The organism is Bradyrhizobium shewense (assembly GCF_900094605.1).
GTDB lineage: Bacteria > Pseudomonadota > Alphaproteobacteria > Rhizobiales > Xanthobacteraceae > Bradyrhizobium > Bradyrhizobium shewense.
In genome coordinates, this window is the sequence record NZ_FMAI01000026.1 from 1 (window position 1) to 25,893 (window position 25,893).

The 25,893-nt window shown below is 65.4% G+C and carries 28 protein-coding genes; 12 read left to right on the plus strand and 16 right to left on the minus strand.

Annotation, left to right across the window (positions count from 1 at the left end):
- On the plus strand, positions 1–152 hold a 152-nt coding region (locus tag GA0061098_RS34085; protein WP_165637774.1), incomplete at its 5' end, for a transposase.
- A 128-nt stretch (positions 153–280) separates the two neighbouring features.
- Here GA0061098_RS34085 and GA0061098_RS34090 read toward each other — a convergent pair.
- Positions 281–907: a glutathione S-transferase family protein gene (locus tag GA0061098_RS34090; RefSeq protein WP_091965804.1), complete on the minus strand. Its 627-nt coding sequence runs from the start codon at positions 905–907 to the stop codon at positions 281–283.
- Between the two features lie 174 nt (positions 908–1,081).
- Here GA0061098_RS34090 and pyrE point away from each other — a divergent pair, with 174 nt between their 5' ends.
- Both pyrE and GA0061098_RS34100 read left to right on the plus strand, forming a co-directional pair.
- Complete coding sequence (gene pyrE / locus GA0061098_RS34095) at positions 1,082–1,645, plus strand: orotate phosphoribosyltransferase (protein ID WP_008136514.1); 564 nt, start codon at positions 1,082–1,084, stop codon at positions 1,643–1,645.
- 249 nt (positions 1,646–1,894) lie between these two features.
- On the plus strand, positions 1,895–2,656 hold the full coding sequence (locus GA0061098_RS34100) for a DUF2865 domain-containing protein (RefSeq protein WP_165637775.1): 762 nt from the start codon (positions 1,895–1,897) through the stop codon (positions 2,654–2,656).
- 138 nt (positions 2,657–2,794) lie between these two features.
- Here the strand turns inward: GA0061098_RS34100 and GA0061098_RS34105 are convergent, their stop codons facing one another.
- The 7 genes from GA0061098_RS34105 to GA0061098_RS34135 form a co-directional block, all read right to left on the minus strand.
- The gene (locus tag GA0061098_RS34105) at positions 2,795–3,226 is read right to left on the minus strand and encodes a hypothetical protein (protein ID WP_038973194.1); all 432 of its coding nucleotides are present in this window, start codon (positions 3,224–3,226) and stop codon (positions 2,795–2,797) included.
- 291 nt (positions 3,227–3,517) lie between these two features.
- Positions 3,518–4,189, minus strand: a complete 672-nt coding sequence (pdeM, locus tag GA0061098_RS34110; protein WP_165637776.1) for a ligase-associated DNA damage response endonuclease PdeM — start codon at positions 4,187–4,189, stop codon at positions 3,518–3,520.
- Positions 4,190–4,231: 42 nt separating this feature from the next.
- Positions 4,232–6,829 carry a ligase-associated DNA damage response DEXH box helicase gene (locus tag GA0061098_RS34115; protein ID WP_091965806.1) on the minus strand — a complete coding sequence of 866 codons (2,598 nt, stop codon included), beginning with the start codon at positions 6,827–6,829 and terminating at the stop codon, positions 4,232–4,234.
- Between the two features lie 78 nt (positions 6,830–6,907).
- A complete protein-coding gene (locus GA0061098_RS34120) occupies positions 6,908–7,273 on the minus strand; it encodes a nuclear transport factor 2 family protein (protein WP_091965885.1) in 366 nt (121 codons plus the stop codon).
- 155 nt (positions 7,274–7,428) lie between these two features.
- Complete coding sequence (locus GA0061098_RS34125) at positions 7,429–7,779, minus strand: RidA family protein (protein ID WP_018320814.1); 351 nt, start codon at positions 7,777–7,779, stop codon at positions 7,429–7,431.
- 134 nt (positions 7,780–7,913) lie between these two features.
- Positions 7,914–8,819, minus strand: coding sequence for a CE1 family esterase (locus GA0061098_RS34130; RefSeq protein WP_430649286.1), 906 nt, complete (start codon positions 8,817–8,819; stop codon positions 7,914–7,916).
- Positions 8,820–8,834: 15 nt separating this feature from the next.
- Positions 8,835–10,493, minus strand: a complete 1,659-nt coding sequence (locus GA0061098_RS34135) for an FAD-binding dehydrogenase (protein WP_091965808.1) — start codon at positions 10,491–10,493, stop codon at positions 8,835–8,837.
- A 280-nt stretch (positions 10,494–10,773) separates the two neighbouring features.
- On the opposite strand from GA0061098_RS34135, the gene GA0061098_RS34140 reads away from it, so the two are divergent.
- The 5 genes from GA0061098_RS34140 to GA0061098_RS34160 all read left to right on the plus strand — a co-directional run bounded on the left by GA0061098_RS34140 (position 10,774) and on the right by GA0061098_RS34160 (position 15,258).
- Positions 10,774–11,295, plus strand: coding sequence for a hypothetical protein (locus GA0061098_RS34140; RefSeq protein WP_165637777.1), 522 nt, complete (start codon positions 10,774–10,776; stop codon positions 11,293–11,295).
- A 106-nt stretch (positions 11,296–11,401) separates the two neighbouring features.
- Positions 11,402–11,596 (plus strand): hypothetical protein, encoded by a 195-nt coding sequence (locus tag GA0061098_RS34145; protein ID WP_091965809.1) that lies wholly within the window; start codon positions 11,402–11,404, stop codon positions 11,594–11,596.
- Between the two features lie 24 nt (positions 11,597–11,620).
- Positions 11,621–12,211, plus strand: coding sequence for an SCO family protein (locus GA0061098_RS34150; RefSeq protein WP_091965810.1), 591 nt, complete (start codon positions 11,621–11,623; stop codon positions 12,209–12,211).
- Between the two features lie 251 nt (positions 12,212–12,462).
- On the plus strand, positions 12,463–13,407 hold the full coding sequence (locus GA0061098_RS34155; protein WP_091965887.1) for an ABC transporter substrate-binding protein: 945 nt from the start codon (positions 12,463–12,465) through the stop codon (positions 13,405–13,407).
- A 207-nt stretch (positions 13,408–13,614) separates the two neighbouring features.
- Positions 13,615–15,258, plus strand: coding sequence for a lysine--tRNA ligase (locus GA0061098_RS34160; protein ID WP_091965811.1), 1,644 nt, complete (start codon positions 13,615–13,617; stop codon positions 15,256–15,258).
- A gap of 106 nt (positions 15,259–15,364) precedes the next feature.
- On the opposite strand, the gene GA0061098_RS34165 is transcribed toward GA0061098_RS34160, so the two are convergent.
- Positions 15,365–16,117, minus strand: a complete 753-nt coding sequence (locus GA0061098_RS34165) for a carbonic anhydrase (protein ID WP_091965888.1) — start codon at positions 16,115–16,117, stop codon at positions 15,365–15,367.
- A gap of 106 nt (positions 16,118–16,223) precedes the next feature.
- On the minus strand, positions 16,224–16,835 hold the full coding sequence (locus tag GA0061098_RS34170; RefSeq protein WP_091965812.1) for a TetR/AcrR family transcriptional regulator: 612 nt from the start codon (positions 16,833–16,835) through the stop codon (positions 16,224–16,226).
- Between the two features lie 106 nt (positions 16,836–16,941).
- On the opposite strand from GA0061098_RS34170, the gene GA0061098_RS34175 reads away from it, so the two are divergent.
- Together GA0061098_RS34175 and GA0061098_RS34180 are read left to right on the plus strand one after the other, a co-directional pair.
- Positions 16,942–17,400, plus strand: coding sequence for an ester cyclase (locus GA0061098_RS34175; protein WP_091965813.1), 459 nt, complete (start codon positions 16,942–16,944; stop codon positions 17,398–17,400).
- Positions 17,401–17,442: 42 nt separating this feature from the next.
- Positions 17,443–17,934, plus strand: a complete 492-nt coding sequence (locus GA0061098_RS34180; RefSeq protein ID WP_091965814.1) for a DUF3237 domain-containing protein — start codon at positions 17,443–17,445, stop codon at positions 17,932–17,934.
- 49 nt (positions 17,935–17,983) lie between these two features.
- Here GA0061098_RS34180 and GA0061098_RS34185 read toward each other — a convergent pair whose 3' ends face one another.
- The gene (locus GA0061098_RS34185) at positions 17,984–18,634 is read right to left on the minus strand and encodes a S24 family peptidase (protein WP_091965815.1); all 651 of its coding nucleotides are present in this window, start codon (positions 18,632–18,634) and stop codon (positions 17,984–17,986) included.
- A 307-nt stretch (positions 18,635–18,941) separates the two neighbouring features.
- On the opposite strand from GA0061098_RS34185, the gene GA0061098_RS34190 reads away from it, so the two are divergent.
- On the plus strand, positions 18,942–19,286 hold the full coding sequence (locus GA0061098_RS34190; protein ID WP_018320827.1) for a DUF952 domain-containing protein: 345 nt from the start codon (positions 18,942–18,944) through the stop codon (positions 19,284–19,286).
- The gene (locus GA0061098_RS34195) at positions 19,283–20,380 is read left to right on the plus strand and encodes a quinone-dependent dihydroorotate dehydrogenase (protein ID WP_091965816.1); all 1,098 of its coding nucleotides are present in this window, start codon (positions 19,283–19,285) and stop codon (positions 20,378–20,380) included. Before GA0061098_RS34190 ends, GA0061098_RS34195 begins: the two co-directional genes overlap by 4 nt.
- Positions 20,381–20,531: 151 nt before the next feature.
- On the opposite strand, the gene GA0061098_RS34200 is transcribed toward GA0061098_RS34195, so the two are convergent.
- The 5 genes from GA0061098_RS34200 to GA0061098_RS34220 all read right to left on the minus strand — a co-directional run bounded on the left by GA0061098_RS34200 (position 20,532) and on the right by GA0061098_RS34220 (position 25,803).
- The gene (locus GA0061098_RS34200) at positions 20,532–21,857 is read right to left on the minus strand and encodes an MATE family efflux transporter (protein WP_091965817.1); all 1,326 of its coding nucleotides are present in this window, start codon (positions 21,855–21,857) and stop codon (positions 20,532–20,534) included.
- Positions 21,858–21,859: 2 nt separating this feature from the next.
- The gene (locus GA0061098_RS34205) at positions 21,860–22,594 is read right to left on the minus strand and encodes an MBL fold metallo-hydrolase (RefSeq protein ID WP_091965818.1); all 735 of its coding nucleotides are present in this window, start codon (positions 22,592–22,594) and stop codon (positions 21,860–21,862) included.
- A 21-nt stretch (positions 22,595–22,615) separates the two neighbouring features.
- The gene (locus tag GA0061098_RS34210; RefSeq protein WP_018320831.1) at positions 22,616–22,921 is read right to left on the minus strand and encodes a DUF6460 domain-containing protein; all 306 of its coding nucleotides are present in this window, start codon (positions 22,919–22,921) and stop codon (positions 22,616–22,618) included.
- 186 nt (positions 22,922–23,107) lie between these two features.
- Complete coding sequence (locus GA0061098_RS34215; protein ID WP_091965819.1) at positions 23,108–24,769, minus strand: ATP-dependent DNA ligase; 1,662 nt, start codon at positions 24,767–24,769, stop codon at positions 23,108–23,110.
- Entirely contained in the window at positions 24,766–25,803 is a 1,038-nt protein-coding gene (locus GA0061098_RS34220) for a ligase-associated DNA damage response exonuclease (protein ID WP_091965889.1), read from the minus strand. The genes GA0061098_RS34215 and GA0061098_RS34220 overlap by 4 nt, the downstream gene beginning before the upstream one ends.
- Positions 25,804–25,893: the final 90 nt, after the last annotated feature.

The window sequence follows — 25,893 nt, forward strand, 5'->3', positions numbered from 1 at the left end:
GACGAGCCCAGGTTGAGACCACCTTCGCCACTCTCAAACGCCGCATGCGACTGACTTGCATCCGCTACGTTGGTCTGATGAAGGCAAGCGGGCAGGTCCTGCTCGCCTCGATCGCCTTCAACATGAGGCGGTGGGCCACGATCGCGGCCTGAGCCGCCCGCCGAGGGCGACCACTACAGACTTGGCTGGCAATTGCCGTAACCACGGCCCTTCTCCTGCCGTCCTCAACTTCAAAAGCCGATAACGCAACAGGCCCACAGGGGGAGAGGGCAAGACCCCATCAATCCAGCTTCGCCTCCATGCCCCGCTTCACCGCCGGGCGCGCCATCAGGGTCTCGTACCAGCGCTTGACGTTGGGGAATTCGGCCAGCTCAACCTTGTGGCGAGGGTGGCGCCAGGCCCAGCCCAGGATGGCAAAATCGGCAATCGAGAGGTCGCCGGCGACGAAGTCGCGCCCGTCCAGACGATGGTCTAGCACGCCGTAGAGCCGGCGGGTCTCCGCCATGTAGCGCTTCAGGCCGTAGGCGCGATCCTGCTCGTTCTCGAGCGCGATGAAATGGTGCACCTGGCCCGGCATTGGGCCGAAGCCGCCCATCTGCCACATCAGCCATTCGTAGACGGGAATCCGCCCGGCAAGCGATTTCGGCAGGAATTTGCCGGTCTTTTCACCGAGATAGAGCAGGATCGCGCCTGATTCGAAGATGCTGACGGGCTTGCCGTCCGGGCCCTCGGGGTCGACGATCGCGGGGATCTTGTTGTTCGGGGAGAGCTTGAGGAACCCCGGTGCCATCTGCTCGCCCTTGGTGATATTTACCGGGACCACCTTGTAAGGCAGCCCCATCTCCTCCAACGCGACCGAGATCTTGCGGCCGTTCGGCGTGTTCCAGGTGTGCAGCTCGATGGTCATGCCTTGGCTTCCTTCCCCAACAGGTTTGGCATCCCACCTACTCCAGAACGTCGCGCCCCCACAACCGGCGGTCCGGGATGGCCGATCCCTGTTGACGAGGGACGCCCCCTCTGGAATGTCGCGGCTGTCGCGGATAAATTCCGCCTCCTCTAAAAACGCTCCCGAGGGACCGCCGTGTCGAAATCAGCCTCCCGCGCCCGCCTGTTCGAAATCATCCGCCGGCGCTCATTCGGTCGCGGCGAGGTGACGCTCGCGTCGGGCCGCAAGAGCGATTTCTACTTCAACCTCAAGCCGACCATGCTCGACCCGGAGGGGGCGACCCTGCTCGCCGAGCTGACCTATGAGGCGCTGAAGGACGACAATCTCGATTTCATCGGGGGCCTCGAGATGGGCGCGGTGCCGCTCGCCGGTGCGCTGGCGCAGATCTCATGGATCAAGGGCCATCCGATTGCGGCGTTCTTCGTGCGCAAGAAGCCGAAGGAGCACGGCGCCAAGCTCGCGATCGAAGGCCTGCCCAGAGGCGAGACGCTCGAGGGCAAGCGCGTCGTGATCGTCGAGGACGTCACCACGACAGGCGGCTCGGCGATGAAGGCGGTGGAATCGGTGCGCGAGACCGGCGCCGAGGTGGTGCTGGTGCTGACCATGGTCGACCGCGAGGAAGGCGCCACCGACACGTTCGGTGCGGCCGGCCTGCCGTTCCGCTCGCTGTACAAGGCCTCGGAATTCTTGAAGGCCTGACGCGGCGAAACATCCCTCGCCGTCATGCCTCAGTGTGCCCCGGAAGCAACCATCCGTCCAAAGCTGCGCCCGGCCCTAAAGAGGCCACCGCCTCGTCTTGAAACCGCCTCCGCTCAACTGCTCATTTACCATCGCGCCTTATGGTGAATCATGTGCTGAGACCCCTTGGGGTCCCGGCCGGTTCAGTAGCGTCGGGTGGAGTGAGCATTGCGTACAGTCCTGTCCCATGCGCGCCGGCGGCGTCGCGCGATGCTTGTGGCCGCCACCCTTGGAGCACTTGCGGCTCCGGCCCCGGTTTCGGCCGAGGGCCTGTTCGACTTCTTCTTCGGCGGCATGCAGCAGCAGCGGCCGCAGCGCGAGGTGCCGCAACAGTCGAGCTCCTACGCCGATCCCTTCAGCGGGCAGCAAAATGCCGCAACCCCACAATATGTGCCGCCGACCCGCTCCGCGGCAGCCGGCGGCTCCGGCCCGGCCTTCTGCGTGCGCAGCTGCGACGGCAAATATTTTCCGCTGATGCGCGGCCTCACCTCGCCGGCCCAGATGTGTCAGGCGTTCTGTCCTGCCAGCGCGACCAAGGTCTATTTCGGCTCCTCGATCGACGGTGCGGCGTCGCAGACCGGCGAGCGCTACGCCGACAGCGAGAACGCGTTCGCCTATCGCAAGGCGCTGCGCGCCGACTGCACGTGCAACGGCCGCGAGCCGGTCGGCCTTGCCCCGGTCGATCTCGCGCTAGACTCCTCGCTGAAAGCCGGCGACGTGATCGCCACCACTGACGGCCTCGTCGCCTATACCGGCATCCGCGTCGGCAACGACCAGGCTGCGGACTTCACCCCGGTTGCCTCCTATCCCGGCCTCACCGCGCAGGTCCGCGCCCGCCTCGGCGAGATGAAGGTGGCCCCGGTGCGGGCAGAGACGGTGTCGGCAGATGCGCCCGCTGCGGAGATCGTGCGTGAGACACTGCCCGATGTGACGGTGCCGAAGAAGCCGGCGAAGCGGGCGGGGTTGGATTAAAGCCGCTTTCGTGTCCCGGACGCGCTGCACGCTCTTTGGCGTTGCTGCGCAGAGCCGGGACCAGAATGCCGCGAGCATGGGCCCCGGCTCTGCAGCGCACCGCTGAAGGAGCGCTGCGCCCGCGTCCGGGGCACGAGACTACCTCCCGATAATCACCCCGATCACGTTCGGCGCCGCCAGATATTTCTCCTCGATCGCCGCGCGCGCGGCGGCGCGGTTGTCCGGCGTCAGCAAGCCGCGCTTCTCGGCCAGGATCATCCAGCAGAAGCCCCACCAATCCGTCAGCATGCCCTGATCGCCGACGAGGTCGTAGCCCTGCTCGGCCGCGAAAATGCGCGCATGCGCTTCGTCCAGCGTGTCCAGAAACAGATGATCCTCGGTCGAGAACAGATCGTCGCTGACGTCGTCGATGGTGTAACCCCAGATCGACTGGCACACCGCGTTGAACTCGCGGTCGAACTGGTCGTCATCGATCCTCTGGCGCCGCGCCGCCTGATGCAGCCGCGATAGCGAGCGCGCGAAATCGGCGATCCGGGTGAGGGCAAATTGATCGAAGGCGATGGTGGACATGTAGTCCTCGCAAAGTCTGACAGACGCTAGATATTGTATCGGCAACGCGCCGAATCACAATGATATATCAAAGACTTGCTAAAGTGTTCTTAATTTGTTCCTAACTCGGCGACTGTCCCCGTCAGTTTTGATCGCCCGAAATGAAAGGGGCCGCCTCGCAGCGGCCCCTTGCCGGTTACAATCTTGTTCGGGATCAAAATTCCAGCCCCGGCAAGCGCAAAGTTAGAGCCGGCAACGCGCTTGGGCGATTCCGGAAAACTACTGAATGTAGTGCTGTCCCAATTTTGGGCCTCAGGAGCAGCGTGAGGCTGCAATGGCGTGGACGCGGCGGTCGCCGAGCAGATGGGCGACAAAACCATTGGCCGGAAAGATCTTTGCGAAGGCAAGGTCGCGGATGCTGAGGCCGCCAGCGTAGGCGCCGAATGCCGGCATCACCGCGCGCATGCCGTCGGAGGCGAAGCAGCGGCGCTCCATCGAGCGGCCGCGCGCGGAGACGCGCGCCTTGGGATGGAGATGGCCGGCGATCTCGCCGCGTGCGCCGGTCGGCTCGTGACGGAAGGTGATCGGGCCGATCGCGACCTCGTCGGCGACCGTGCCGCCGAGATCGCGCGGCAGCATCGGATCGTGATTGCCGGAGATCCAGATCCAGTCGCGGCCGGTCTGGAGCGCCGCGACGGCATCGCGGTCGTCCGGCGACAACCGCTCATGCGCGGTGCGGTCGTGAAAGCTGTCGCCGAGTGCGATGACGGTGCGCGGATCATGGCGGGAGATGACAGCAGCGAGACGGCCGAGCGTCGCGACGGTGTCGTAAGGCGGCAGCAGCACGCCGCGGGTGGCGAAGCTGGAGCCTTTTTCCAGATGCAGGTCGGAGACGACGAGCAGGCGCTGCTCCTCCCAGAACAGGGCGCCGGAAAGATCGGCGGCGAAGGTCACATCGCTGATGGTGACTGTGGACACGCGCATGTCGTCGACGTCTCCTGAAACCTGCGCGCCAATCGTCACGTCTTACCCGCTTCTATCCATCGCCTCTTTGACGAGCTCATCGGCGGCTTCGGCCAAAAGCTCGTCTGCAGCTTCGCCATAGACTGACTCGCGGCCGATTTCCAGCATCACGGGCACGGCCAATGGGGAGACGCGGTCGAGTTCCCGGTGCGTGATGCGGCCGTGGATGCGGGCGAGCATGTCGCCGAGGCGGCGCAAATCGAGCAGGCCGGTGGCGGCATCGGCGCGCGCGGCGCGCAAGAGGACGTGATCGGCCTGGTGCTTTCGCAAGACATCATAGACGAGATCGGTCGAGAACAGCACCTGGCGGCGGCTCTTCTCTTCGCCGGTGTGGCGGCGGGCGATCAGGCCGGAGATGATCGCGCAGTTGCGGAAGGTGCGCTTCATCAGGGCGGATTCGGCGAGCCAGGCCTCGAGATCGTCGCCGAGCATATCGGGGTCGAACAGCGCGTTAAGATCGACCCGGCCATCACGGATCATGAACGAGAGATCACCGAGCGCCCAGATCGCCACCGCATATTCGTTGGCGACGAAGCCGAGCGGCCGCGCGCGGGCGCGCTCCAGCCGGCGCGTGAGCAGCATGCCGAGGGTCTGATGCGCGAGGCGGCCTTCGAAGGGATAGCAAACAATGTAGTGCTTGTTGGCGCGCGGAAAACTCTCGACCAGCAGCTCGCGCACCGCGGGCACGCGCGAGACGTCCCGTTGCAGCGACAACCAGTCGCGCACCTGCTCCGGCAAGCCGCCCCAGGCGCGGCCGTCATCGAGCAGCCGGCGCACGCGCTCGGCGAGATAGGTCGAGAGCGGAAACTTGCCGCCCATGTAGGACGGCACCTTCGGGTCCTTGTCGTTGGCGCGGGAGACATAGACCTGGTCCTCGACCAGGGTTTCATAGCGCACCACCTCGCCGCTGAACACAAAGGTGTCACCGGGCGAGAGGCCCTCGATGAAGGCTTCCTCGATCTCGCCGAGCAACCGGCCGCCGCGCGCGATGACGCCGGTCGAGCCGCCCATTTTTCCCTTGCCGCCACCGCGCGAACGCACCAGCCGCACCTTCAGCATGTCGTCCTCGACGATGGTGCCGACATTCATCCGGTAGCTCTGCCGCACCTTGGGATTGGCGACGCGCCAGCGCCCCTCCTTGTCCTGCTTGATGCGGGCAAAGCGTTCATAAGTCTTCAGCGCATAGCCGCCGGAGGCGACGAAATCGACGACGTCATTGAAATCCGTCCGCGACAAGCCGGCGTAAGGCGCGGCGGTGCGAACCTCGCCATACAGATCATCGCTGAGGAACGGCTCGCCGCAGGCGCAGCCCAGCACGTGCTGGGCCAGCACGTCGAGCGCGCCGGTGCGCAAGGGTGGCGTATCCTGCGCGTTCTCGGCAATGGCATCGATGGCGACGCGGCACTCCAGCACTTCAAAACGATTGGCCGGCACCAGCACCGCGCGCGAGGCTTCGTCGAGGCGGTGGTTGGCGCGGCCGATCCGCTGCATCAGGCGCGAGGAGCCCTTGGGCGCGCCGATGTTGACGACGAGATCGACATCGCCCCAGTCGACGCCGAGGTCGAGCGAAGAGGTGCAAACCACACCGCGCAGGCGTCCCGCCGACATGGCGTCCTCGACCTTGCGGCGCTGCGCAACATCGAGCGAGCCGTGATGCAGCGCAATCGCGAGGCCGTCGTCGTTCATGCTCCAGAGATTCTGGAATAGCATCTCGGCCTGGCTGCGGGTATTGACGAAGACCAGCGTGGTCTTGTTCGCCTTGATCAGCTCGTAGATCTCAGGAAGCGCGTGGCGCGCGCTGTGGCCGGCCCAGGGCAGGCGCTCGCGCGTATCCAGCATCTCGACCAGCGGCGGCGCCGCGCCGCCGGCGATGACGATGTCGGCTGCTCGCTCCCTGCCGTCGGGCTGCGGCACCAGAAAGCGCGCGAGCTGATCCGGCTCTGCCACGGTCGCCGACAGGCCGATCGAGCGCATCTGCGGCGCCAGCCGCCACAGCCGCGCCAGCCCGAGCGAGAGCAGGTCGCCGCGCTTGGACGTTACCAACGCATGCAGCTCGTCGAGCACGATGCGCTTCAGCGAGGAAAACAGGAACGGTGCATCATCCGAGGACAGCAGCAGCGCAAGCTGCTCGGGCGTCGTCAGCAACACATCAGGCGGATAACGCCGTTGCCGCTGCCGCCGCGACACCGGCGTGTCGCCGGTGCGGGTCTCGACCTTGATCGGCAGCGCCATCTCCGCAATCGGCCGCTCCAGATTGCGCGCGATGTCGACGGCGAGCGCCTTCAGCGGCGAGATATAGAGCGTATGCAGGCCGCCGGTGCGCTGCACGCTGCGGCCGGTGGAGACGAGGCTTTGCTTCTCACCCGCCTTCCGTTCGGCTGCCTCGGTCGAAAGCTCCACCAGCGTCGGCAGGAATCCCGCCAGCGTCTTGCCGGCGCCGGTCGGCGCGATCAGCAGCGCGCTAGCGTCTTCGCGCGCCTTCTCCAGCAGTGCCAATTGATGCGCGCGCGGCGACCAGCCACGGGCTGCGAACCATTGCTGGAAGCGGCTCGGCAGCAGCGTGGCCGGCTCGGCCGATGTTTGGAGGATACGGGGCGGCACGGCATGACAGGTAAGCCGTGAAGATCGCTTCGTCGAGGGGTGCCGCCCTCCCCGCCTGCACGAGGAGGGCCAGTGGTCTCACGCCCCGGCCGGCACCTGATCCAGAAATCCGGTCACGCTTCTGATGCGGCCGTCCTTCAGTACGGCGAAATCAGTACCCTTGATCGGGCTGTCGGTGCCATCGGGACCAAGCCCCCATGAAAAGCGGATGTGATCGCCGTAGCCGTTGGGCTCGCCGATCAGCTTGAACTTGAAATCGGGAAAGCGCTGCTGCACGCCTGCGATCAGCGCCTCGATGCCGTCGCGGCCGTCGCCCTTCATCAAGGGATCGACATAGCTCGCATCGCTCGTCCAGTTTTCGCTGAGCAGTTCGCGGCGCCGGCCGGCGGTGCGCTCGTTCCAGAGCTCGATGTAGCGGCGGGCGATTGTGATGGGGTCGGTCATAATGCTCTCCTTCGAGGACGCCGTATTCGGCTGTCCCTGACTATCGAAGGATCGCGCGCGCTTATCGATTACCTCGCAGGTCATCGTTGCGCGAAAAAATGGAGCGCGATGATGTTGTCATCGCGCTCCATTCGCATGCGAATTGGTCGTGAAGATTACTTCGCGGCCGTGACCATGATCTCGACGGTGTATTGCGGCGCCGCCAGCTTGGCTTCGACGGTGGCGCGGGCGGGGGTATTGCCGGCCGACACCCAGGCGTCCCACACCGCATTCATCTCGCCGAACGTCTTCATATCGGTGATGTAGATCGTGGCCGAGAGCAGCTTCGACTTGTCGGTGCCGGCCTTGGCGAGATGGCCGTCGATGGTGGCCAGGATGTCCTGGGTCTGCTTGGTCACGCTTTCGCCGGCGGCCTTGTTGGCGACGACACCGGCGAGATAGACGGTGTTGCCATGCACGACGACCTGGCTCATGCGCGGGCCGGTTTCGAAACGCTGAATGCTCATTTACGGATCTCCTCACTGGAATGGCGGCCCTGTCTAGCCCAGCACCTCGCGCCGTGCCACCCCGGGCACGCATGCGTTGCCTGCGGCGCATGCGTTGCCCCGCACGCATGCCGTCAACGCCGAGCATGTGCGCCTCACGGAAACTGACTGAAAAAAGCCCAGATCGTCTCGGCGCCATCGATGTCGCCGTTCTGCGGCCCGAGCAGGCCGGCTGCGACCCTCGGGAAGCGGGCATCCGGAGAAAATCCAGGCATGCGGTGGCCGCCATGGTTGATGCGATAGAGCACGACGTCGTGTCCCCTCGGGCAGCGCGATGAGATCCGGGTCACTGTCGATTGGTCTGCAGGCGCCTTGTCGGGCAGGTCGGTCACGCTGGCATCGTCGGTCTCACAGCCATTGAGCTTGCGCCAGAACGCCAATGTCTCCTCGGTCGACCAGAAGCCGTCTGCGGCAAAATAGCTCGATCCGCGACCGCCCTCGTAGGGGACCAGCTGGTCGGCCGTGCCGTTCATGAGCAGCATCGGCAGCGGCCTTGACGGATGGCAGGTGACGGCGGCCTCGTCGGTGAGGTTCATGATCACGCTCGCGCCTGCCGCAAACAGATCGGCGCGGGCGCAGGCCATGGTCATCGCCATGGCGCCGCCATTGGAGACGCCCGCGATGAAGACGCGCTTTGCATCGGCCGTGCCGTCGGCCACCAGCTTCTCGACGAGCTTTGCGAGGAAGGTGACGTCGTCGGTGCCCACCGGCGGGCCGCGCAGCGCCGGCCCCGCCTTCGTTCGCGCATCCGCCCATGCATGGTTGAGGCCATCAGGAAAGACCACGGCCAGGCCCTCGCGCTTGGCGACCTGCGGCCACGCCGTCCGCGCGATCATGTCGGCGCCGCGCTGGGTCTTGCCGTGCAGCACGATGACGAGCGGTGCCGGCTTCCTGGCCGGCAATTGCGCACTGTAGGAGCGCTTCACGCCGTTGACGTCGATCGTCTCGGCGGATGCGACTGATGCGGCGGCCAATGCAGCAACCACCGCCCCGATGCACATCCACCGCCGCACGATCTAGCCTACCGCTTTCGCCGCGGCCCGGCCCGCATTGCGGCCCGAGAACAGGCAGCCGCCGAGGAAGGTGCCTTCCAGCGAGCGATAGCCGTGCACGCCGCCGCCGCCGAAGCCGGCGGCCTCGCCAACCGCATAGAGGCCGGGAATGACGCTGCCCTCGCTGCCGAACACACGCGAGTCGAGATCGGTCTCGAAGCCGCCCAGCGTCTTGCGGGTGAGTATGTTGAGCTTGACCGCGATCAGCGGCCCCTGCGCGGGATCGAGGATCCTGTGTGGGGAGGCGGTGCGGATCAGCCGGTCGCCGATATAGCGGCGCGCATTGTGGATGTTCATCACCTGCGCGTCCTTGACGTAAGCGTTGGCGATCTCGCGGTCGCGCGCCTCGATCTGCATCCTGATGTGCTCGAGCTTGAGGAGGTCGCTGCCGGCAAGCTTGTTCATCTCCGCAACAAGGTCCTCGATCTTGTCGCGTACGATGAAGTCGACACCATGGCTTTTGAACGCCTCGACCGGCGCGGGGGCGCCCTTGTTGGTGGCGCGGCGCAAGGTCATGCGCCAGCTCTTGCCGGTGAGGTCGGGATTCTGCTCCGAGCCCGACAGCGCGAACTCTTTCTTGATGATGCTCTGGGTCAGGATGAACCAGGAATAATCATAGCCGGTCGACATGATGTATTTGAGCTGGCCGAGCGTGTCGGAGCCGGGGAAGAGCGGCGCCGGCAGCCGCGTGCCTGTTGCGTCGAACCACATCGAGGAGGGGCCGGGCAGGATGCGGATGCCGTGGCGCGGCCAGATTGGATTCCAGTTCTGGATGCCCTCCACATAATGCCACATGCGGTCGCGGTTGATCAGCCGCGCGCCTGATTTCTCGGTGATGCCGATCATGCGGCCGTCGACATGCTCGGGCACGCCGGAGATCATGAATTTCGGGGGATCACCGAGCCGCTTCGGCCAGTTCTGCCGCACCAGCTCGTGATTGCCGCCGATGCCGCCGGACGCCACGATCACGGCCTGCGCCTTCAGCGCAAATTCGCCGACGACGTTGCGCGAGGAGCTCTTGCCGCGCTCGACCGTGTCGGGGGCGAGAACGGCGCCGCTGACGCCGTCCACCGTGCGATTGGTGATCGAAAGCGCATCGACGCGGTGGCGGAACCTGAAGCTCAGCCGGCCGCTTTTCATCGCCTCGCGCGCGCGGCGCTCGAACGGTTCGACGATACCGGGCCCGGTGCCCCAGGTGACGTGAAAACGCGGCACCGAATTGCCGTGGCCCATCGCGTCATAGCCGCCGCGCTCGGCCCAGCCGACCACGGGGAAGATGCGATGGCCCATCGCCCGCAGCCAGTCGCGCTTCTCGCCGGCCGCGAATGCCACGTAGGCCTCGGCCCATTGCCGCGGCCAGAAATCCTCGTCGCGGTCGAAGCCCGCGGCACCGATCCAGTCCTGCATGGCCAGGTCGAAGGAATCCTTGATGCCGAGCCGGCGCTGCTCCGGCGAATCAACCAGGAACAATCCGCCGAACGACCAGAACGCCTGGCCGCCGATCGACTGCTCGCCTTCCTGGTCGACCACGATCACGCGCTTGCCCGCATCCGCGATCTCGGTTGCGGCCACGAGGCCCGATAGGCCTGCGCCGACAACGACGACGTCTGTCTCTTCAGCCATGGTTTCCCCCTCCATTATTTCCCCCTCCATCGGTTCCCCCCTGTAGTCGCCCGGGATTGAAGCCAGCGGTGGCAACTGAGATCAAGGGCGTGGCGCGTAAGACATCGTTAACTTGTTCCACTTTGGGATAGAGGCCGGCCGAGTGCAGCGCGGACGCAACACTGGATTTGAATTTGTTTTGAGTCAGCCGCCCTGCCTAGACAAAACCTCGGTTACGACGGACGCTGGCCGTGCATCATCACCTGACACGCAGATTCGAATTCGACCGGGGCGGGGGACAATGAAGTTTCTGACGGGGTTGCTTGCGGCGGTTCTCCTGATCGCGGGCATGGGGGCTTCTCACGCGGTGGTTCGGATCGCGGATGACCGCGGTGGCCGGATTGGAACCTACGTCGACAGATACCAGGACCTGCGGCAGTCGGGCGAAACCGTCATCATCGATGGCCTGTGCGCGTCCGCCTGCACCATCGTCCTCGGCGCCATCCCGCATGACCGCATCTGCGTGACCTCGAGCGCGACGCTCGGCTTCCACGCCGCCTGGGATTTCGGCACCAATGGCCGGGCCGTCACTAACACCGAGGCGACCCAGATGCTCTACGCGATGTATCCGTCGCAGGTGAAGCGCTGGATCACCCAGCGCGGCGGCCTCACCCCGCACATGCTCTTCCTGAAGGGCAGGCAGCTCCAGGCCATGTACAAGCCCTGCTACATGGACGCGCAGGCCTCGGCGATCAAGCCGTTGCGCCGGCCCCTCCCGCAGGCGGACCAGCTCGAATCCGCCCGCGGCCAGCTGGTCCACTGATCGTCCAGGACGGGATCGCTCCGGCCCGCCAGCGGCGCCTTGCCCGCAGGCGGGCCAAAGCTTATCTGGAAGCCAGGGAACCGGGGCCTTCGCCTCGATCGTTGTCATGGCTCAACCGCTGCACCCGACGCATCCGCTACAGGACAATTCGCCCACTGCCGGCCGGACGCCGTTCGTGCTGCTGTTGGCGGGCGCGGGGATCGGCGGATTGCTGGTGCTCGGCGCGCTGGCGCTGTGGTTCCACTACGGCACACAGATGTTCTTCGAGATGATCAGGACCGGTTTCGCCGCCTGCTTCTGATCCGCCACAGGAAGTTTTCCGCTCATGAGTTCCGCCGCCCGTCCGCTGGTGATCGCGACCGCCTTCGCAGCAAGCCTCGTTGTCGGCCTCCTGATCATGTTCTGGGCCATGGGCGGGGTCAGCAAGGTGGCGCAGCCGGCCGCGATCGGCGGCCCGTTCCAGCTCACCGACCAGAACGGCAAGGCCGTCACCGACAAGAGCCTCAAGGGCAAGCCGACCCTGATCTTCTTCGGCTACACCCATTGCCCAGACGTCTGCCCGACCTCGCTGTTCGAGATCTCGGAAGTGCTGCGCGCGATGGGCAAGGATGCCGACAAGGTCAATGCCGTCTTCATATCGGTCGATCCCGAGCGCGATACGCCGGCGACCATGAAGGATTATCTATCGAGCTTCGATCCGCACCTCGAAGGCCTGTCCGGCAATCCCGCCGAGACCGCCAAGGTCATCAGCTCCTATCGGGTCTACGCCAAGAAGGTCCCGACCAAGGACGGCGACTACACCATGGACCATACCGCGCTGATCTATCTGATGGACCGCGACGGCCGGTTCGTGTCGCCGTTCAATTTGAAGCGGACGCCGGACGAGGCGGCGGCGGATTTGAAGAAGTATCTCTGAGAAGAGCGCAGGATCGAGCGGCATTCTCGGTGCAACCTCTCCCGCTTGCGGGGGAGGTCGGCGCGCACAGCGCGCCGGGCGGGGGCTCTCTCCACATTGGGGCTCTCGCCCGCGCGAGATACCCCCACCCCGTCCTCCCCCGCAAGCGGGAGAGGGAGCGCACCTCGCTCGGCTGCATTCCATGCTCGCGTTCCCGTCGGGATGGTCTATAACGCCCTCCGATCCCAATGAAATTCGTTCATTTCCGGCCGATGGCTCCATCGCAACAGGCGAAATCGTCCAAATCTGCCCGTAGCTTGCTGGCGGGGCTAGCCGTCGGCGCCTGCCTGCTCGCAGGCCTTCCCGGCGCCGAGGCGCAGGCCCCGGCCAAGCAGCCTCCCTCGCCGCCCCAGGGGACGCAGCAAGCCGCAACTCGGGTCGCGCAGGCCGCCCCGCAGGCCGTGCCCGGCTTCTGGGACCCGCGGCGGCGACCGGAGCGGCCGGACCTGTCGCGCCTGACCGTGATCCGCTTCCTGACCGAGACCGACTATCCGCCATTCAATTTCACCGGCGCCGACGGCAACCCGGCCGGCTTCAACGTCGATCTCGCACGCAGCCTGTGCGAGGAGATCAAGGTCACCTGCACGGTGCAGATGCGCCGCTTCGAGACGCTGGTCGACGCGCTCTCCTCCAACCGCGGCGATGCTATCATCGCCTCGATGGCGGTCAGCCCGCAGCTGCGCGCCCGCGTCGACTTCACCGATCCCTATTACCGCGTGCCGGCGCGCTTCGCCTCGCGCAAGGACGCGGTGATGCCGGAGATCCGCCCCGAATATCTCGAGGGCAAGAAAGTCGGCGTCATCGCCGGCTCCGCGCACGAGGCCTATCTCAAGGCCATGTTCACCGACGCCGAGCTGCATCCCTATCCCAACGACGACGCGATGCGCGCCGCCCTTCGCAAGGGCGAGGTCGATTTCATCTTCGGCGACGCCATCTCGCTGGCGTTCTGGATCAACGGCACCGATTCCGGCGATTGCTGCGCCTTTTCCGGCGGCCCCTTCGTCGAGAGCCGTTTCTTCGGCGAAGGCATCGGCATCGCCGTGCGCAAGGGCAATGACGTGCTGCGCCAGGCCCTGAACTGGGCCCTGTTCCGCGTCTGGGAAAAAGGCCGCTACACCGATCTGTGGCTGCGGTATTTCTCGGTGAGCCCGTTTTAGCCATCGATCGTCATTCCGGGGCGCGCGAAGCGCGAACCCGGAATCTCGAGATTGTTGAATTGTCATTCCGGGATGGTCCGAAGGACCAGACCCGGAATTTCGAGATTCCGGGTTCGATGCTGGCGCATCGCCCCGGAATGACAACTACCGTTCTTTTGCATTCTGCCCGGAAATCGCTATTTTCCGCGGCCCTGGAGGCCCTTCTTGATGTCCGTTATCGATCCCAACATGAGCCCGAGCGATTTGCGTGCGCTCGCCGAACAATCCAACGCCTGGCCGTTCGAGCAGGCGAAGGCCATTGTCGCGCGGCTGAAGAAAAGCCCGAAGGACGAGGTGCTGTTCGAGACCGGCTACGGACCATCCGGCCTGCCGCATATCGGCACGTTCGGCGAGGTCGCGCGCACGTCGATGGTGCGCCATGCCTTCCGCGTTCTGACCGAGGACAAGGTCAAGACGCGCCTCCTGGCGTTCTCCGACGACATGGACGGGTTTCGGAAAGTGCCCGACAACGTTCCGAACAAGGAGATGCTGGCCGCGCATCTCGGCAAGCCGCTGACGCGGGTGCCGGATCCGTTCTCCAACGAGTACCCCTCGTTCGGTGCGCACAACAACGCGCGCCTGCGCGCGTTTCTGGATCATTTCGGCTTCGACTACGAATTCGCGAGCTCGACCGACTATTATACGTCCGGCCGCTTCGACGCGACGCTGCTCAAGATGTTAGCTGCCTACGACAAGGTGATGGCGATCATCCTGCCGACGCTAGGGCCCGATCGCCGCGCGACCTATTCGCCGTTCCTGCCCATCAGCAAGACCAATGGTGTCGTGCTGCAGGTGCCGATGATCCGCCGCGACGTTGCGGCCGGCACGGTGACCTATGTCGACCCCGACACGAACCAGGAAGTCGAAACGCCCGTCACCGGCGGCAACGTCAAGTGTCAGTGGAAGGCCGACTGGGCGATGCGCTGGGTCGCGCTCGGCGTCGACTACGAGATGGCCGGCAAGGATTTGATCGACTCCGTGAAGCTCTCCGGCGCGATCGCCAGGGCGCTCGGCGCCACGCCGCCCGAAGGCTTCAACTACGAGCTCTTCCTCGACGAGCAGGGCCAGAAGATCTCGAAGTCGAAGGGCAACGGCCTCACCATCGACGAATGGCTGCGCTACGCCTCGCCGGAATCGCTGTCGCTGTTCATGTATCGCGAGCCGAAGGCGGCCAAGCGGCTGTATTTCGACGTCATCCCGCGCAACGTCGACGACTATCAGCAGTTCATCGACGGCTTTGCCCGGCAGGATGACAAGCAGCAGCTCGGCAATCCGGTCTGGCACATCCACAACGGCAAGCCGCCGCAGGGCGACATGCCCGTCACCTTCCAGCTCCTGCTGACGCTGGTGTCGTCGTCGAACGCGGAGAATGCCGAGACGCTGTGGGGTTTTATTGGCCGCTATCGTCCGGGCGTCTCGCCGCAGACGCATCCGAAGCTCGATGCGATGGTCGGCTACGCCATCAATTACTACCGCGATTTCGTCGCGCCGACGAAGCAGTTCCGCGTGCCCTCGGACAACGAGCGCAGCGCGCTGCAGGACCTGCGCGATGCGCTGTCACAACTTGCGCAGGACGCATCTGCCGAGGACATCCAGAACGTCGTCTACGAGATCGGCCGCCGCGAGCCATTCCTCGATCAGGTCAAGAAGGGCAAGGACGGCCGTCCCGGCGTCACGCTGGACTGGTTCAACATGCTCTATCAGGTGCTGCTCGGCCAGGAGAAGGGCCCGCGCTTCGGCTCCTTCGTCGCGGTGTACGGCGTGCAGAACGCGGTCAACATGATCGACGGCGCGCTGGCGCGGTCAGCGTAGCGTTGTAGCCCGGATGGAGCGAAGCGAAATCCGGGGTCTTCAGGAGCGGCATCAGCGGTCCCGGATTGCGCTTCGCTGCATTCGGGCTACGGACCTTCGTCCCGTCTCAAATCGACCTTAGCACGTAGCGCCTGTTGTCCTTCTGCACCGGGCGCGCGTTCATCGGATAGAGTTTTGCGAACGCGGCGACGTCAGCGGCGGACACCTGAATCGGGGTGGTCAGCAGCAGCCACTCGACCACTTCCGAACAGGGCGGCGTCGTCAGCGAGCCGGGATAGCGGAAGTAGCTCAGCTTTTGCGGCAGCATGGCGTGCGGATCGATGCCCGCATCCGCCTTCACCGCCGGGCCTTCCGCCGCCGGCATGGTCTTGACGATCTTGCCGAAGGCGGCGTTCGGCCTTCCCTCGGCCATCAGCACGCCGACCACGGCGAGGCCGCCGGCTTCGTTGCGATGGACGAAATGCGCCTCCATCGGAAAATTCTTGCCGCCGATCATGTGCTCGCTCGGCCGGTGGAAGTGCACCTGAAGCAGCTTGTACTTGACGTCGCCGAGCATCAACGTGCTGCCTTCGGCGAAGTTGAGCTGGATCGTGTGTCCGTTGTTGACGATGGTGTCGGGGCTCTTGCCCCAGTTCAGCTTCAGAACCGGCAATTGCGACTTGATCGTCCCCTCGATGTCGATCGGCGATTGCTGCAGGCCGACCGCGCAGGCCTTGTTGGCCGCATCGAGATCGCCCCATTTGGCCGGGCCGCCGACGCCTTCATAGCTCCAATGCGCGCCTTCGGCGGCGAAGGCCGGCTTGCACAGCGGACAAAGCGCAAGACCCGCGAGAGCCTTCAATGCGTGACGGCGATTCATCATATCCCCCTAAGATGAACTTGATTGGCAATATCGGCCGCAACCTATGCGAGAGCGGCGGTGAGTCGCAATGGCGATGCAGGAGTGACGCGAGCCGGGAGCGGATTCAGACCTTCTGGCGAAAGGTCTCCAGCACGGCCGCGACGATCTTCTGTCCGTTTCTGCGCAGCTTCCTGGAATCTTCGGCGTGGGGCAGCAGCAGTCCGATCTTGCAGATCATGGCGTCGATCATCCGGCTGAGCAGATCGACATCGTCCGCGTGCAACTCGCCATCGCGCTTCAGGGCCCGCAGGGTCGCGATCAGGAGCGCGGTCGGGTAGGTCTCCTCGATCTCACGATAGCGCGGCTCGCCCAGCACGGCCTGCGCTTCCTGGATGACGATGCGCGCGTAGTCCGGCTCTTCGCAGGCGTCGAGATAAGCGTCGATGCCGGCGCTGAGACGATCCCAGATCTTGCGCTCATTGCGCGCCGCGATCTCGATTCTGGCGGCCGCCTCGCGCTGCATGGCGACCACGACGGCGTCGAACAGCGCCTTCTTGTCCTCGAAGTGATGGTAGAACGCGCCGCGCGTGACCCGCGCCGCCCGTGAGATCGCCTCCATGCCGGCGGCCTGAAATCCGTGGGCCGCAAACGCTTCGCGGCCAGCATCGAGCAGCGCCTGCCTGGTGGCCTCGCTGTACTCTTCCCGACGACTTCTCGGAGGATCCTTCGCCCGCATCGCGCGCAACCTAATGCTTGACGCGTCGGTATCAAACCGCTTATAACATACATGATGTATGTATTAGACACGTAGAATGTGTATAAAGAATTCGGTGAGGTAGACCATGGACGGCAGGCGCATGTTCGAGCTGGCGGAAAGGCTGGCGATCGCGAAAAGCCGGCAGGACATCCCAGCGGCGCTGGAGGTTCTGCATCCCGACATGGTGCTGGAGACGCCGGCCTTCGGCACCCGGGCGCAGGGTCTCGCCGAAAACCAGCGCATCCTGGCGCGCTTCTTCAAGTCCTTTCCGGACTATCACGTCACGCTCGATGGCCGCGCCAATTGCCCCGACACGCTGGTCTGCTGGGGCACCGCGCGGATGACGATGACGGGCGATCGCTTCGGGGCCGTGCCGAACGGCCGTCGCGCCGAGCTGCCGGTGTTCATCGCCTTCGCCTTTCGCGACGACAAGATCGCGTTTGAGCGCTTCGTCTTCGATCTCTCCGAGCTCTGCGCCCAATCCGGCGTCTCGACCGACGCGGTCAGGCGCAAGCTGTTCGGCGAAGCCGCGCAGGCGGCGTAGCTCGCCGACGTAACTCCATCCACGTAACAGGAGCGTCAGACCATGGCCGATCCCCGCATCAAGCCCGTCGGTGACCTCGCGACCAGGCTTGTCTTCGACATCGTCGTCGACCTCGATCCGCGCATCAATTTCGGTGCCGGGCCGGTCGGGCAGCGCGTGTTGTTCGGCGCGGCCAAGGGTTCGTTCGAAGGGCCGCGCCTGCGCGGCGAGGTGCTGCGGGGCGGTGGGGACTGGGCCTTGTTTCGCGCCGATGGCACCATGACCCTCGATGTCCGCCTGTCGCTGCGGACGCATGATGGCGAGCTGATCTACATGACCTATGGCGGCCGCTGGGTGACGCCGCAGTCTTTGCGCGCCGAGATGGCGGATCCCGCGCGACGTACCAAGGTCGATCCCGCCGGATATTACTTCCGCACCAATCCGCTGTTCGAGACCGGCTCGCAGACCTACGCCTGGGTCAACGACATCGTCTGCGTCGGCAAGGGCTACCTCGTCGAAGGTGCCGTCGCCTACAAGATCTTCGAAGTGCTGTGAGAGCTCCGTGGATGCGTTGAGTGCGCTGCACGTGAGCGTCCCCTCGCCCTCACTGCCTCGCCCACATGATGCGCGCGATCCACGCCACATCGCTCGCCGCCATCGTGCGCCCGGCCTGCGACGCATCGAACGCCTGAAGCTCCAGCGCCTTCACGGTGCGGCGCCCCAGCGTCGCGACCATCACCTCGCCGGCCTTGGTCTTCACCACCACGCGATCGCCTTTGCGGATCGGTGCGCCGGGTGAGACCAGGATGAGGTCGCCGTCGCGATAGGCAGGTAGCAGCGCATCGCCGGAAATCTCCAGCGCAAAGGTGTGGCTGTCCTCGGTGGGAAGCGCGATTTCGGTCCAGCCCTTGCCGGATGGAAAGCCGGCCTCATCGAAAGCGCCGCTTGCGCCGGCCAGCGCGAAGCCGAGCAGCGGTACCGAGCGACCGTCGCCGGCCTCACCGTCGATCAGCCGCGCAAAGCTCTCGATCGAGGAGTCGGCCGCGGCCAGCGCCTTTGCGATCGATTCGGTCGAGGGCCAGCGCTCGCGGCCGTCGGAGGTGACGCGCTTGGATCTGTTGAAGGTGGTGGGATCAAGCCCAGCGCGCTTGGCGAGGCCGGATGGCGACAGACCGGCGCGCGCCGCCAGCCGATCCAGGGCGACCCAGATCTGGTCGTGCGTCAGTATCCTCTGCGCTTTGGCCTGTCTGACCATGCAAGGTCCAGCCCGTCGCAACTCAGGAAAACTATCCTCAAATCAACCGGTTTTCCGTTTTTCGCGCAAGAGGCGATGGGCAGGCGCGCCTTCAAGCGATGTGGATAGCGGTTCGCCTCAAGAAAACGCGCTAAAACAGGAATCCAGAGCCCCGTTCCGATTTCATCGGAACGGAATAGGCTCTAAGTCTTGAGTTCGGAAGGGGCGGCCTTTACGGTCGCGCCCGGGTTTCGGGGACCCGCACGCGGCGAAAAAACCCAAGAAACTCAAAGAGCTGACTCAAAGAGCAAACAGGGCTGCGCAAGCGGTGGTCAAGATCTACAAAATCTGTCCGGCCTCGGCCTGGCGCGAGGCGGAACGGCAGGGTGTCTACCGGGGCAGCGCGGACGATGCGCGCGACGGCTTCATCCATTTCTCCACCGCTGCCCAGGTTCCCGAGACCTTGCGCAAGCACTATGTCGGACAGCGCGCGCTGTTCCTGGTCGAGGTCGACGGCGACGCACTCGGCAGTGAGCTGCGCTGGGAGCGCTCGCGCAATGACGAGCTGTTTCCACATCTCTATGGCGAGCTCGACCTCGGCGCGGTGCTGTCGGTGATGAACCTCAACATCCGCTCGGACGGCGGCCACGACACTCCGGAGCTGCTGCCGTGATCCGCGCTTTCGACGCCTTTTCGCTGCCGGTGCTGCGCTGGCTCGATCCGGAAGACGCCCATCGCCTCGCGATCCAGGGCCTGCGCTTCCTGCCGCCGGTCAAGCCGCGCGCTGACGATCCCAAGCTCGCGATGCGCGCCTTCGGGCTCAACTTTCCCAATCCGATCGGCATGGCCGCGGGCTTCGACAAGAGCGCCGAGGTGCCGGACGCGCTGCTGCGGCTCGGCTTCGGCTTCGTCGAGATCGGCTCGGTGACGCCGAAGCCGCAAGTTGGCAATCCGCGGCCGCGGCTGTTTCGTTTGGAGCGCGACGAGGCCGTCATCAACCGCATGGGGTTCAACAATGACGGCGCCGACGTCGCCTTGCGCCGGCTCGCCGCGCGCGCGCAACACGGCGGCATCGTCGGCGTCAATGTCGGCGCCAACAAGGATTCGCCGGACCGCGTCGCCGATTACGTCAAGCTGATCGAGACCTTTGCGCCGGTGGCGAGCTATTTCACCGTCAACGTCTCCTCGCCGAACACGCCGGGCCTGCGCAATTTGCAGGAAGGCGCCCTGCTCGACGATCTCCTCGCCAGGGTAATCGACGCGCGCGAGCGTGTGCGCCAGAAGGCCGGCGACACGCCGGTGCTGCTCAAGATCGCGCCGGATCTGAGCCTCGCCCAGCTCGACGACGTCGTTCAGGTGGCGCGCTCGCGCCGGGTCGACGGCATGATCGTGTCGAACACGACGATCGCGCGGCCGAGCACGCTGCGCGAGGAGATGCGCGCCAAGGAGCAAGGCGGCCTGTCCGGCCGGCCGCTGTTCCGCCTGTCGACGCGCATGGTCGCGGAGACCTATGTGCGCGTCGAAGGCGCGTTCCCGCTGATCGGCGTCGGCGGCGTGGATTCTGGCGGTGCCGCGCTGACCAAGATCCGCGCCGGCGCAAGCCTGATCCAGCTCTATTCGTCGCTGATCTACAAGGGCCTCGGGCTCGTCGACGAGATCAAGCGCGACCTCACCTCGACGCTGCTTCGCACCGGGCGGGATTCCCTGTCCGAGATCGTCGGCGCCGACGCCGCGACGCTCACCGCGGAAGACTGGCCGGGGATGTGACGCGGTCTCGTGCCCCGGACGCAGCGCAGCGCGCCGACTTCGGCGTGGTGCGCTGCCGAGCCGGGGCCCATGTGACAGCGAACTCGATGAGAAATGGGTCCCGGCTCAGCGCAGCAGCGTTTCACGCTGCAGCGCGTCCGGGACACGAGAGCTACGCCTTTGAAAACGTCGCCCGGAACTGCGCCGGATAGCGTGCGGCCTGCAAGCCGCCGCGCGAGAGGTAGGAAGCCATCAGCGCGCACCACAGGCCGGCATTGCCGAGCGATTGCAGCGCCCACCAGGCGGCGAGAAAGATCAGCAGCGAAGCCAGCATCAGATTGCGCATCTCGCGCGCCCAGGTCGCGCCGATATAGATGCCGTCGAAGCCGAAGGCGAACACGCCGGGGATGGGCACGAGCACGACGAAGGGCAGGAATTCGCGCGCGGCACGGCGGACGTCGTCACTCGCCGTCATGAAATCGATCAAGGCGGGCCCGAACAGCGCGAACAGTCCCGACATCACCAGCGCGAAGCCGAGGCCCCACAGCAGCACCAGCCGGGTCGAATCCGCGAAGCCCTTTGCATCGCGCGCGCCAACGGCGCGGCCGCAGAGCTGCTGCGCTGCGTTGGCGAGACCGTCGAGGAAGAAAGCGCTGACCAGCAGGAAATTGTTGAGCACGGAGTTGGCGGCCAGCGTGACGTCGCCGGCCTGCGCGCCCTTGGCGGTGAAGAACAGGAATACGGCGATTAGCGCCGCAGTGCGGATCAGGATGTCGGTGTTCACCGCCAGCATCCGCAACAGCTTGTCGCGGTCGAGCAGGGTCGCGTACGGCACGGCAAAGCCGCCGTCGGCATAATGGCGGCAGACGATCACGCCGAGGGCGAACCCGACCGCTTCCGACAACAGCGCGGCGATCGCGGCACCGGCGATGCCGGTGTCGTAGACCAGCACCAGCACCATCGTCGCCGCCATGTTGACGAGGTTGATGACGACCTGAAGCATCAAGGCTGAATTGGCGCGGGCCTGGCCGATCAGCCAGCCGAGGATGACGTAATTGGCGAGCGCGAACGGCGACGACCAGATCCGGATCTTGAAGTAGGTCTTCGCGGCCTGCGTCACACCCTCGCTGCCGCCCATGAGGTCGAACAGCATTGCGGCCAGCGGCAGCTGCAGCACGATCAGCGCGGCGCCGATCAGGCCGGCAACGATGAAGCCGCGCGCCAGGATCGCGGTCGGCTCGCGCGTGTCACCCGCGCCCAGCGATTGCGCGGTGAAGGCGAGCGTGCTCATCCGCAGGAAGCCGAACAGCCAGAACAGGCAGTCGAAGATCACCGACGCCATCGCGACGCCGCCGAGCAGCGCGGCATCGTCGAGGCGGCCGATCGCCGTGGTCGAGACGATGCCGATCAGCGGTGTGGTCAGGTTGGCGACCATCGCCGGACCGGCGATGGCGAACACTTCACGTGTGCCGACTTTGGGATGGACGGGCGCGTGCATGGTCAGAACACGACGACCATGCCGTCCTCGGCCGCCATATGGGGCAGAGCTTCGAGGCGCGACAGCATGTCATCGCTCATATGGGTGAGGACGAGCCGCTTGGCGCCGATCGCGGGCAGATGCTGTTCCAAGGTCTTCAGGCTGAGATGGTTCTTGACCACCTTCTCGTACATATAGGCCTCGGCAATGAAAAGATCCGCGCCATGCGCCAGCGGAATGAGCGTCTCCGTCCATTCGGTATCGGCGCTGTAGGCGAGCGTGCGGCCCTCGACCTCGACGCGGTAGGCGAGGAAGGGACCGCCGGATTCGCCGTGCACGACCGGATAGGGCGTCACCGTCACGGTGCCGAAAGTCCGGCTTTGCTCGGGCGAGAGCTCGACGACATTTAGCTCGAAGCGCTGCTGTGTCCTCGAGGAGTGCTCGAACAGCGCCTCCATCACCTCGCGCAGCCGCGTCTCGATGCCTTGCGGGCCCGCGATCGTCAGCGGCCGCGTCCGCCGCGTGAATTGCGCGTCGAGCAGGACAAACGGCAGGCCGGCAAAGTGGTCGCCGTGGAAATGCGTGATCAGGATCAGATCGATATCGTTGCGGTCGATCTCGAGCCGCTTCAGCGCCGGCAGAGCCGACGCACCGCAATCGATCAGGAAGTTGGCTTGGCGCCCCGAGACGTGGAAGCAGGTATTGAGCCTGCCGCCGGAGCCAAAAGCATCGCCGCAGCCGACAAAGCGCAATTGCATCGGCTGCGGACCCTCAAAATCTCACCGGCCGCGCGGCGTGCCGAACACGCGCGAGAGCAACCAGATCGGGATCACGATGACGGCGCCGAGCAGGAAGTAGCGCCACAGCCAGTTGATGGTGTCGAAGCCGAGATCCCACAGCCGCTGGAACAACAGGCGTATGCTGGTGAGGATGTTCCAGGGATCGAAGCCGATCGCGGCGAGCACGACGCCGACCAGGATCGAGAGCAGGACCAGGCGAAACGCGACCGCCAGCGGCGAGCCGCCGAGAAAGCGGTTCAGCCCGTCGTTGCGGCCGGCCGGCAAATCTCTGACGTCTTGGACCATCTCAAACTCCTGTAGGCGGATTCGACCCATTATAGGGCACGGCGAGGCAGATGGGGAACCCCGGCCCGACCGTCAATCAGCTTACCGCGTTTTAATTCAGGCACGCGCGTGCCGCGGGCTCCCAACCTCTCCCGCTTGCGGGAGAGGGGGCGGACTGCCTCCGTGGCCGCAATCGAGCCATCTTCCTCATGCCTCAATCTCCACCGCCTCCGCCTTCAGCATCCTCTCCAGCGTCTCCAGCCGATCGGCCTCGCGCGGCGGCTTGTCCCAGCGCAGGCGGCTGATGCGGGGGAAGCGCATGGCGACGCCGGATTTATGTCGCGGCGAGCGCTGCAGGCCCTCGAACGCCACCTCCAGCACCAGCCCCTTGTCGCCCTCATGCACGACATGACGGACGGGGCCGAATTTTTCGGTGGTGTTGCGGCGGACGAAGCGGTCGATCTGCAGCAGCTCCTCGTCGGTGAAGCCGAAATAGGCCTTGCCGACCGGCACCAGTTCGTCGCCGCCCTCGCCCGCGGTCCAGACGCCGAACGTGTAGTCGGAATAAAAGGACGAGCGCTTGCCGTGACCGCGCTGCGCATACATCAGCACGGCGTCGATGATGTGCGGATCGCGTTTCCACTTCCACCACTGGCCCTTGGGACGTCCGGGCAGATAAGGCGCATCGCGCCGTTTCAGCATCACGCCTTCGACGGCGTCCGCGTCTTCGCCGGCACCGGCACTTGCGGGATCGGCGCGGGCGGCGGTCAGCGCCTCCCAGCTTGCGAAGGCAACGGTCGGCGACAGATCGATGCGGGGATCGCTAAGCTTCCCGATGAAGGTCTCCAGCCGCTCGCGCCGTTCCGCGAACGGCAGCTCGCGCAAATCGTTCTCGTCGTCGCCGAGCAGATCGTAAGCGCGCAGGTGAATCGGAAATTCCTTGATCAGCTTTGGCGAGACGACCTTGCGGTTGAGCCGCTGCTGCAGGACGTTGAAGCTCTGCACGCGGCCTTCACGCAGGATCAGCAGCTCGCCGTCGATCGCACCGGGCAGGCGCAGCGTTGGCACGAGATCGGGAAAGCTGCCCGTGATGTCCTCGCCGGTGCGCGAATAGAGCCGCGCCGTGACGTGGCCGCGCTCGTCGCGCCCTGCCACCGCCTGCACGCGAATGCCATCCCATTTCCACTCGGCGATGTAGTCGGCGGGATCGAGCGCGGCGAAATCGCTGTCCTCGATCGCATGCGCCAGCATCACCGGGCGGAACGGCGCGGGATCGCGATTGACCGGCTTTTCGGCGCGGCCCTCCAGCCAGGCGAACAGGTCGAGATAGGGTGGCGCAAGGCCAGGCCAGATCAGCTCGACGTCATGCGGATCCTTGTCGCCGAGCGCGGCCGCCGCAGTCTTCGCCAGCCGTGCCGAGATGCCGATGCGAAGCGCGCCGGTGACGAGTTTCAGCAGCGCCCAGCGCCCGGTCTCATCGAGCTCGTCGAGCCAGCGCTCGAGCTGCTTTGGCAGCTCGGTCTTGCCGAGCGTGCGCAACGTGGTGACGACCTCGGTAAGGGTCGGCGGCGGCGGGTTGTTGTGGGCGGCTAGCACAGCCTTCGGCCACATCAGCGCCACCGTCTCCGAGAGATCGCCGACGTAATCGTAACTCAGCCCGAACAGCACCGGATCTGTGCGCGCAGCAATGAGATCGCGGATCAGGGCGGGCTTGGCGTGCTTGAAGCTGAGCGCGCCGGTGAGCGCGGCCAGCGCGTAGCCGCGGTCGGGGTCACCGACCTCACGGAAATAGCCGGTGAGCAGCCGCAGCTTGTTGTTGCGGCCGGGCTCGTAGGCGAGACGGTCCAGGAGTTCGGCGAAGCGGTTCATGCTTCGGCCTCGTCAATGGCCGGCGTCTCGCTCTCCTCCTCGTCGCCATAGCCGACGAGGTCGAGCGGCTGCGCTTTCAGGCCTTTGCTCTGGCACCAATGCACTAGCGCATCTTCCTGGCCGTGCGTGACCCAGATCTCGCCGGCACCGGTCGCGCCGATGGTGGCGGTGAGGCCGTCCCAGTCGGCGTGGTCGGAGATCACCAGCGGCAGCTCGATGCCGCGCTGCCGCGCCCGGGCGCGCACGCGCATCCATCCTGACGCGAACGCAGTGACCGGATCGGGAAACCGCCGCGTCCAGAGATCGGAGGTCGCCGAGGGTGGCGCCAGCGTGATCGTGCCGGCGAGCGCCGCCTTCTTCACGCCCTTCACCGGCCTGAGCTCGCCGAGATCGATTCCGCGGCTTTGGTAGTACTCTGTGATCTTCTCCATCGCGCCATGCAGATAGATCGGGGCGTCATAGCCGGCCGCGCGCAGCAGCGCGATCACGCGCTGGGCCTTGCCGAGCGAATAGGCCCCAACCAGATGCGCGCGCTCGGGAAACAGCGCGACCGAGGCCAGTAGCTTCTTCACCTCGTCGCTCGCATCGCCATGCCGGAATACCGGCAGCCCGAACGTCGCCTCGGTGATGAAGACGTCGCAGGGCACCAGCTCGAACGGCGTGCAGGTCGGATCGGGCGCGTCCTTGTAGTCGCCGGAGGCGACGATGCAGGTGTCCTTGCAGGTCACCGCGATCTGCGCTGATCCCAGCACGTGGCCGGCCGGGTGGAATTTCACGCAGACCTCGCCGAGCCGGATCTCCTCACCATAGTTGATGGCTTGCATCGATCCGGCAAAATTCTCGCCGTAACGCAGCCGCATCATGTCCAGCGTTTCCTGCGTCGCCAGCACCGCACCATGGCCGGCGCGGGCATGGTCGGAATGGCCGTGGGTGATCACGGCCCGCTCGACCGGGCGGACAGGGTCGATATGGAAGCCGCCGGGCTTGCAGCACAGGCCGGCAGCAACTGGCAGCAGGATGTCTTGGGGACGCATCATGATCATATAGTCACGGGGCCCCGATATTCACCGGTCATGCGCGGGCTTGACCCGCGCATCCATCCCCCTAAAGAGTTCCTTTTTTGA

Bases quoted from the DNA above. Each gene is read 5' to 3' on its own strand.
- GA0061098_RS34160 (WP_091965811.1), top strand. From the start codon at position 13,615: ATGTCCGTTATCGATCCCAACATGAGCCCGAGCGATTTGCGTGCGCTC.
- GA0061098_RS34125 (WP_018320814.1), bottom strand. From the start codon at position 7,779: ATGAGCATTCAGCGTTTCGAAACCGGCCCGCGCATGAGCCAGGTCGTC.
- GA0061098_RS34150 (WP_091965810.1), top strand. From the start codon at position 11,621: ATGAGTTCCGCCGCCCGTCCGCTGGTGATCGCGACCGCCTTCGCAGCA.
- GA0061098_RS34205 (WP_091965818.1), bottom strand. From the start codon at position 22,594: ATGCAATTGCGCTTTGTCGGCTGCGGCGATGCTTTTGGCTCCGGCGGC.
- GA0061098_RS34100 (WP_165637775.1), top strand. From the start codon at position 1,895: ATGCTTGTGGCCGCCACCCTTGGAGCACTTGCGGCTCCGGCCCCGGTT.
- GA0061098_RS34175 (WP_091965813.1), top strand. From the start codon at position 16,942: ATGGACGGCAGGCGCATGTTCGAGCTGGCGGAAAGGCTGGCGATCGCG.
- GA0061098_RS34090 (WP_091965804.1), bottom strand. From the start codon at position 907: ATGACCATCGAGCTGCACACCTGGAACACGCCGAACGGCCGCAAGATC.
- GA0061098_RS34165 (WP_091965888.1), bottom strand. From the start codon at position 16,117: ATGAATCGCCGTCACGCATTGAAGGCTCTCGCGGGTCTTGCGCTTTGT.
- GA0061098_RS34135 (WP_091965808.1), bottom strand. From the start codon at position 10,493: ATGGCTGAAGAGACAGACGTCGTCGTTGTCGGCGCAGGCCTATCGGGC.
- GA0061098_RS34155 (WP_091965887.1), top strand. From the start codon at position 12,463: ATGGCTCCATCGCAACAGGCGAAATCGTCCAAATCTGCCCGTAGCTTG.
- pdeM (WP_165637776.1), bottom strand. From the start codon at position 4,189: ATGCGCGTGTCCACAGTCACCATCAGCGATGTGACCTTCGCCGCCGAT.
- GA0061098_RS34170 (WP_091965812.1), bottom strand. From the start codon at position 16,835: ATGCGGGCGAAGGATCCTCCGAGAAGTCGTCGGGAAGAGTACAGCGAG.
- GA0061098_RS34120 (WP_091965885.1), bottom strand. From the start codon at position 7,273: ATGACCGACCCCATCACAATCGCCCGCCGCTACATCGAGCTCTGGAAC.
- GA0061098_RS34210 (WP_018320831.1), bottom strand. From the start codon at position 22,921: ATGGTCCAAGACGTCAGAGATTTGCCGGCCGGCCGCAACGACGGGCTG.
- GA0061098_RS34140 (WP_165637777.1), top strand. From the start codon at position 10,774: ATGAAGTTTCTGACGGGGTTGCTTGCGGCGGTTCTCCTGATCGCGGGC.
- GA0061098_RS34220 (WP_091965889.1), bottom strand. From the start codon at position 25,803: ATGCGTCCCCAAGACATCCTGCTGCCAGTTGCTGCCGGCCTGTGCTGC.
- GA0061098_RS34200 (WP_091965817.1), bottom strand. From the start codon at position 21,857: ATGCACGCGCCCGTCCATCCCAAAGTCGGCACACGTGAAGTGTTCGCC.
- GA0061098_RS34145 (WP_091965809.1), top strand. From the start codon at position 11,402: ATGGCTCAACCGCTGCACCCGACGCATCCGCTACAGGACAATTCGCCC.
- GA0061098_RS34215 (WP_091965819.1), bottom strand. From the start codon at position 24,769: ATGAACCGCTTCGCCGAACTCCTGGACCGTCTCGCCTACGAGCCCGGC.
- GA0061098_RS34130 (WP_430649286.1), bottom strand. From the start codon at position 8,819: ATGTGCATCGGGGCGGTGGTTGCTGCATTGGCCGCCGCATCAGTCGCA.
- GA0061098_RS34105 (WP_038973194.1), bottom strand. From the start codon at position 3,226: ATGTCCACCATCGCCTTCGATCAATTTGCCCTCACCCGGATCGCCGAT.
- GA0061098_RS34185 (WP_091965815.1), bottom strand. From the start codon at position 18,634: ATGGTCAGACAGGCCAAAGCGCAGAGGATACTGACGCACGACCAGATC.
- GA0061098_RS34180 (WP_091965814.1), top strand. From the start codon at position 17,443: ATGGCCGATCCCCGCATCAAGCCCGTCGGTGACCTCGCGACCAGGCTT.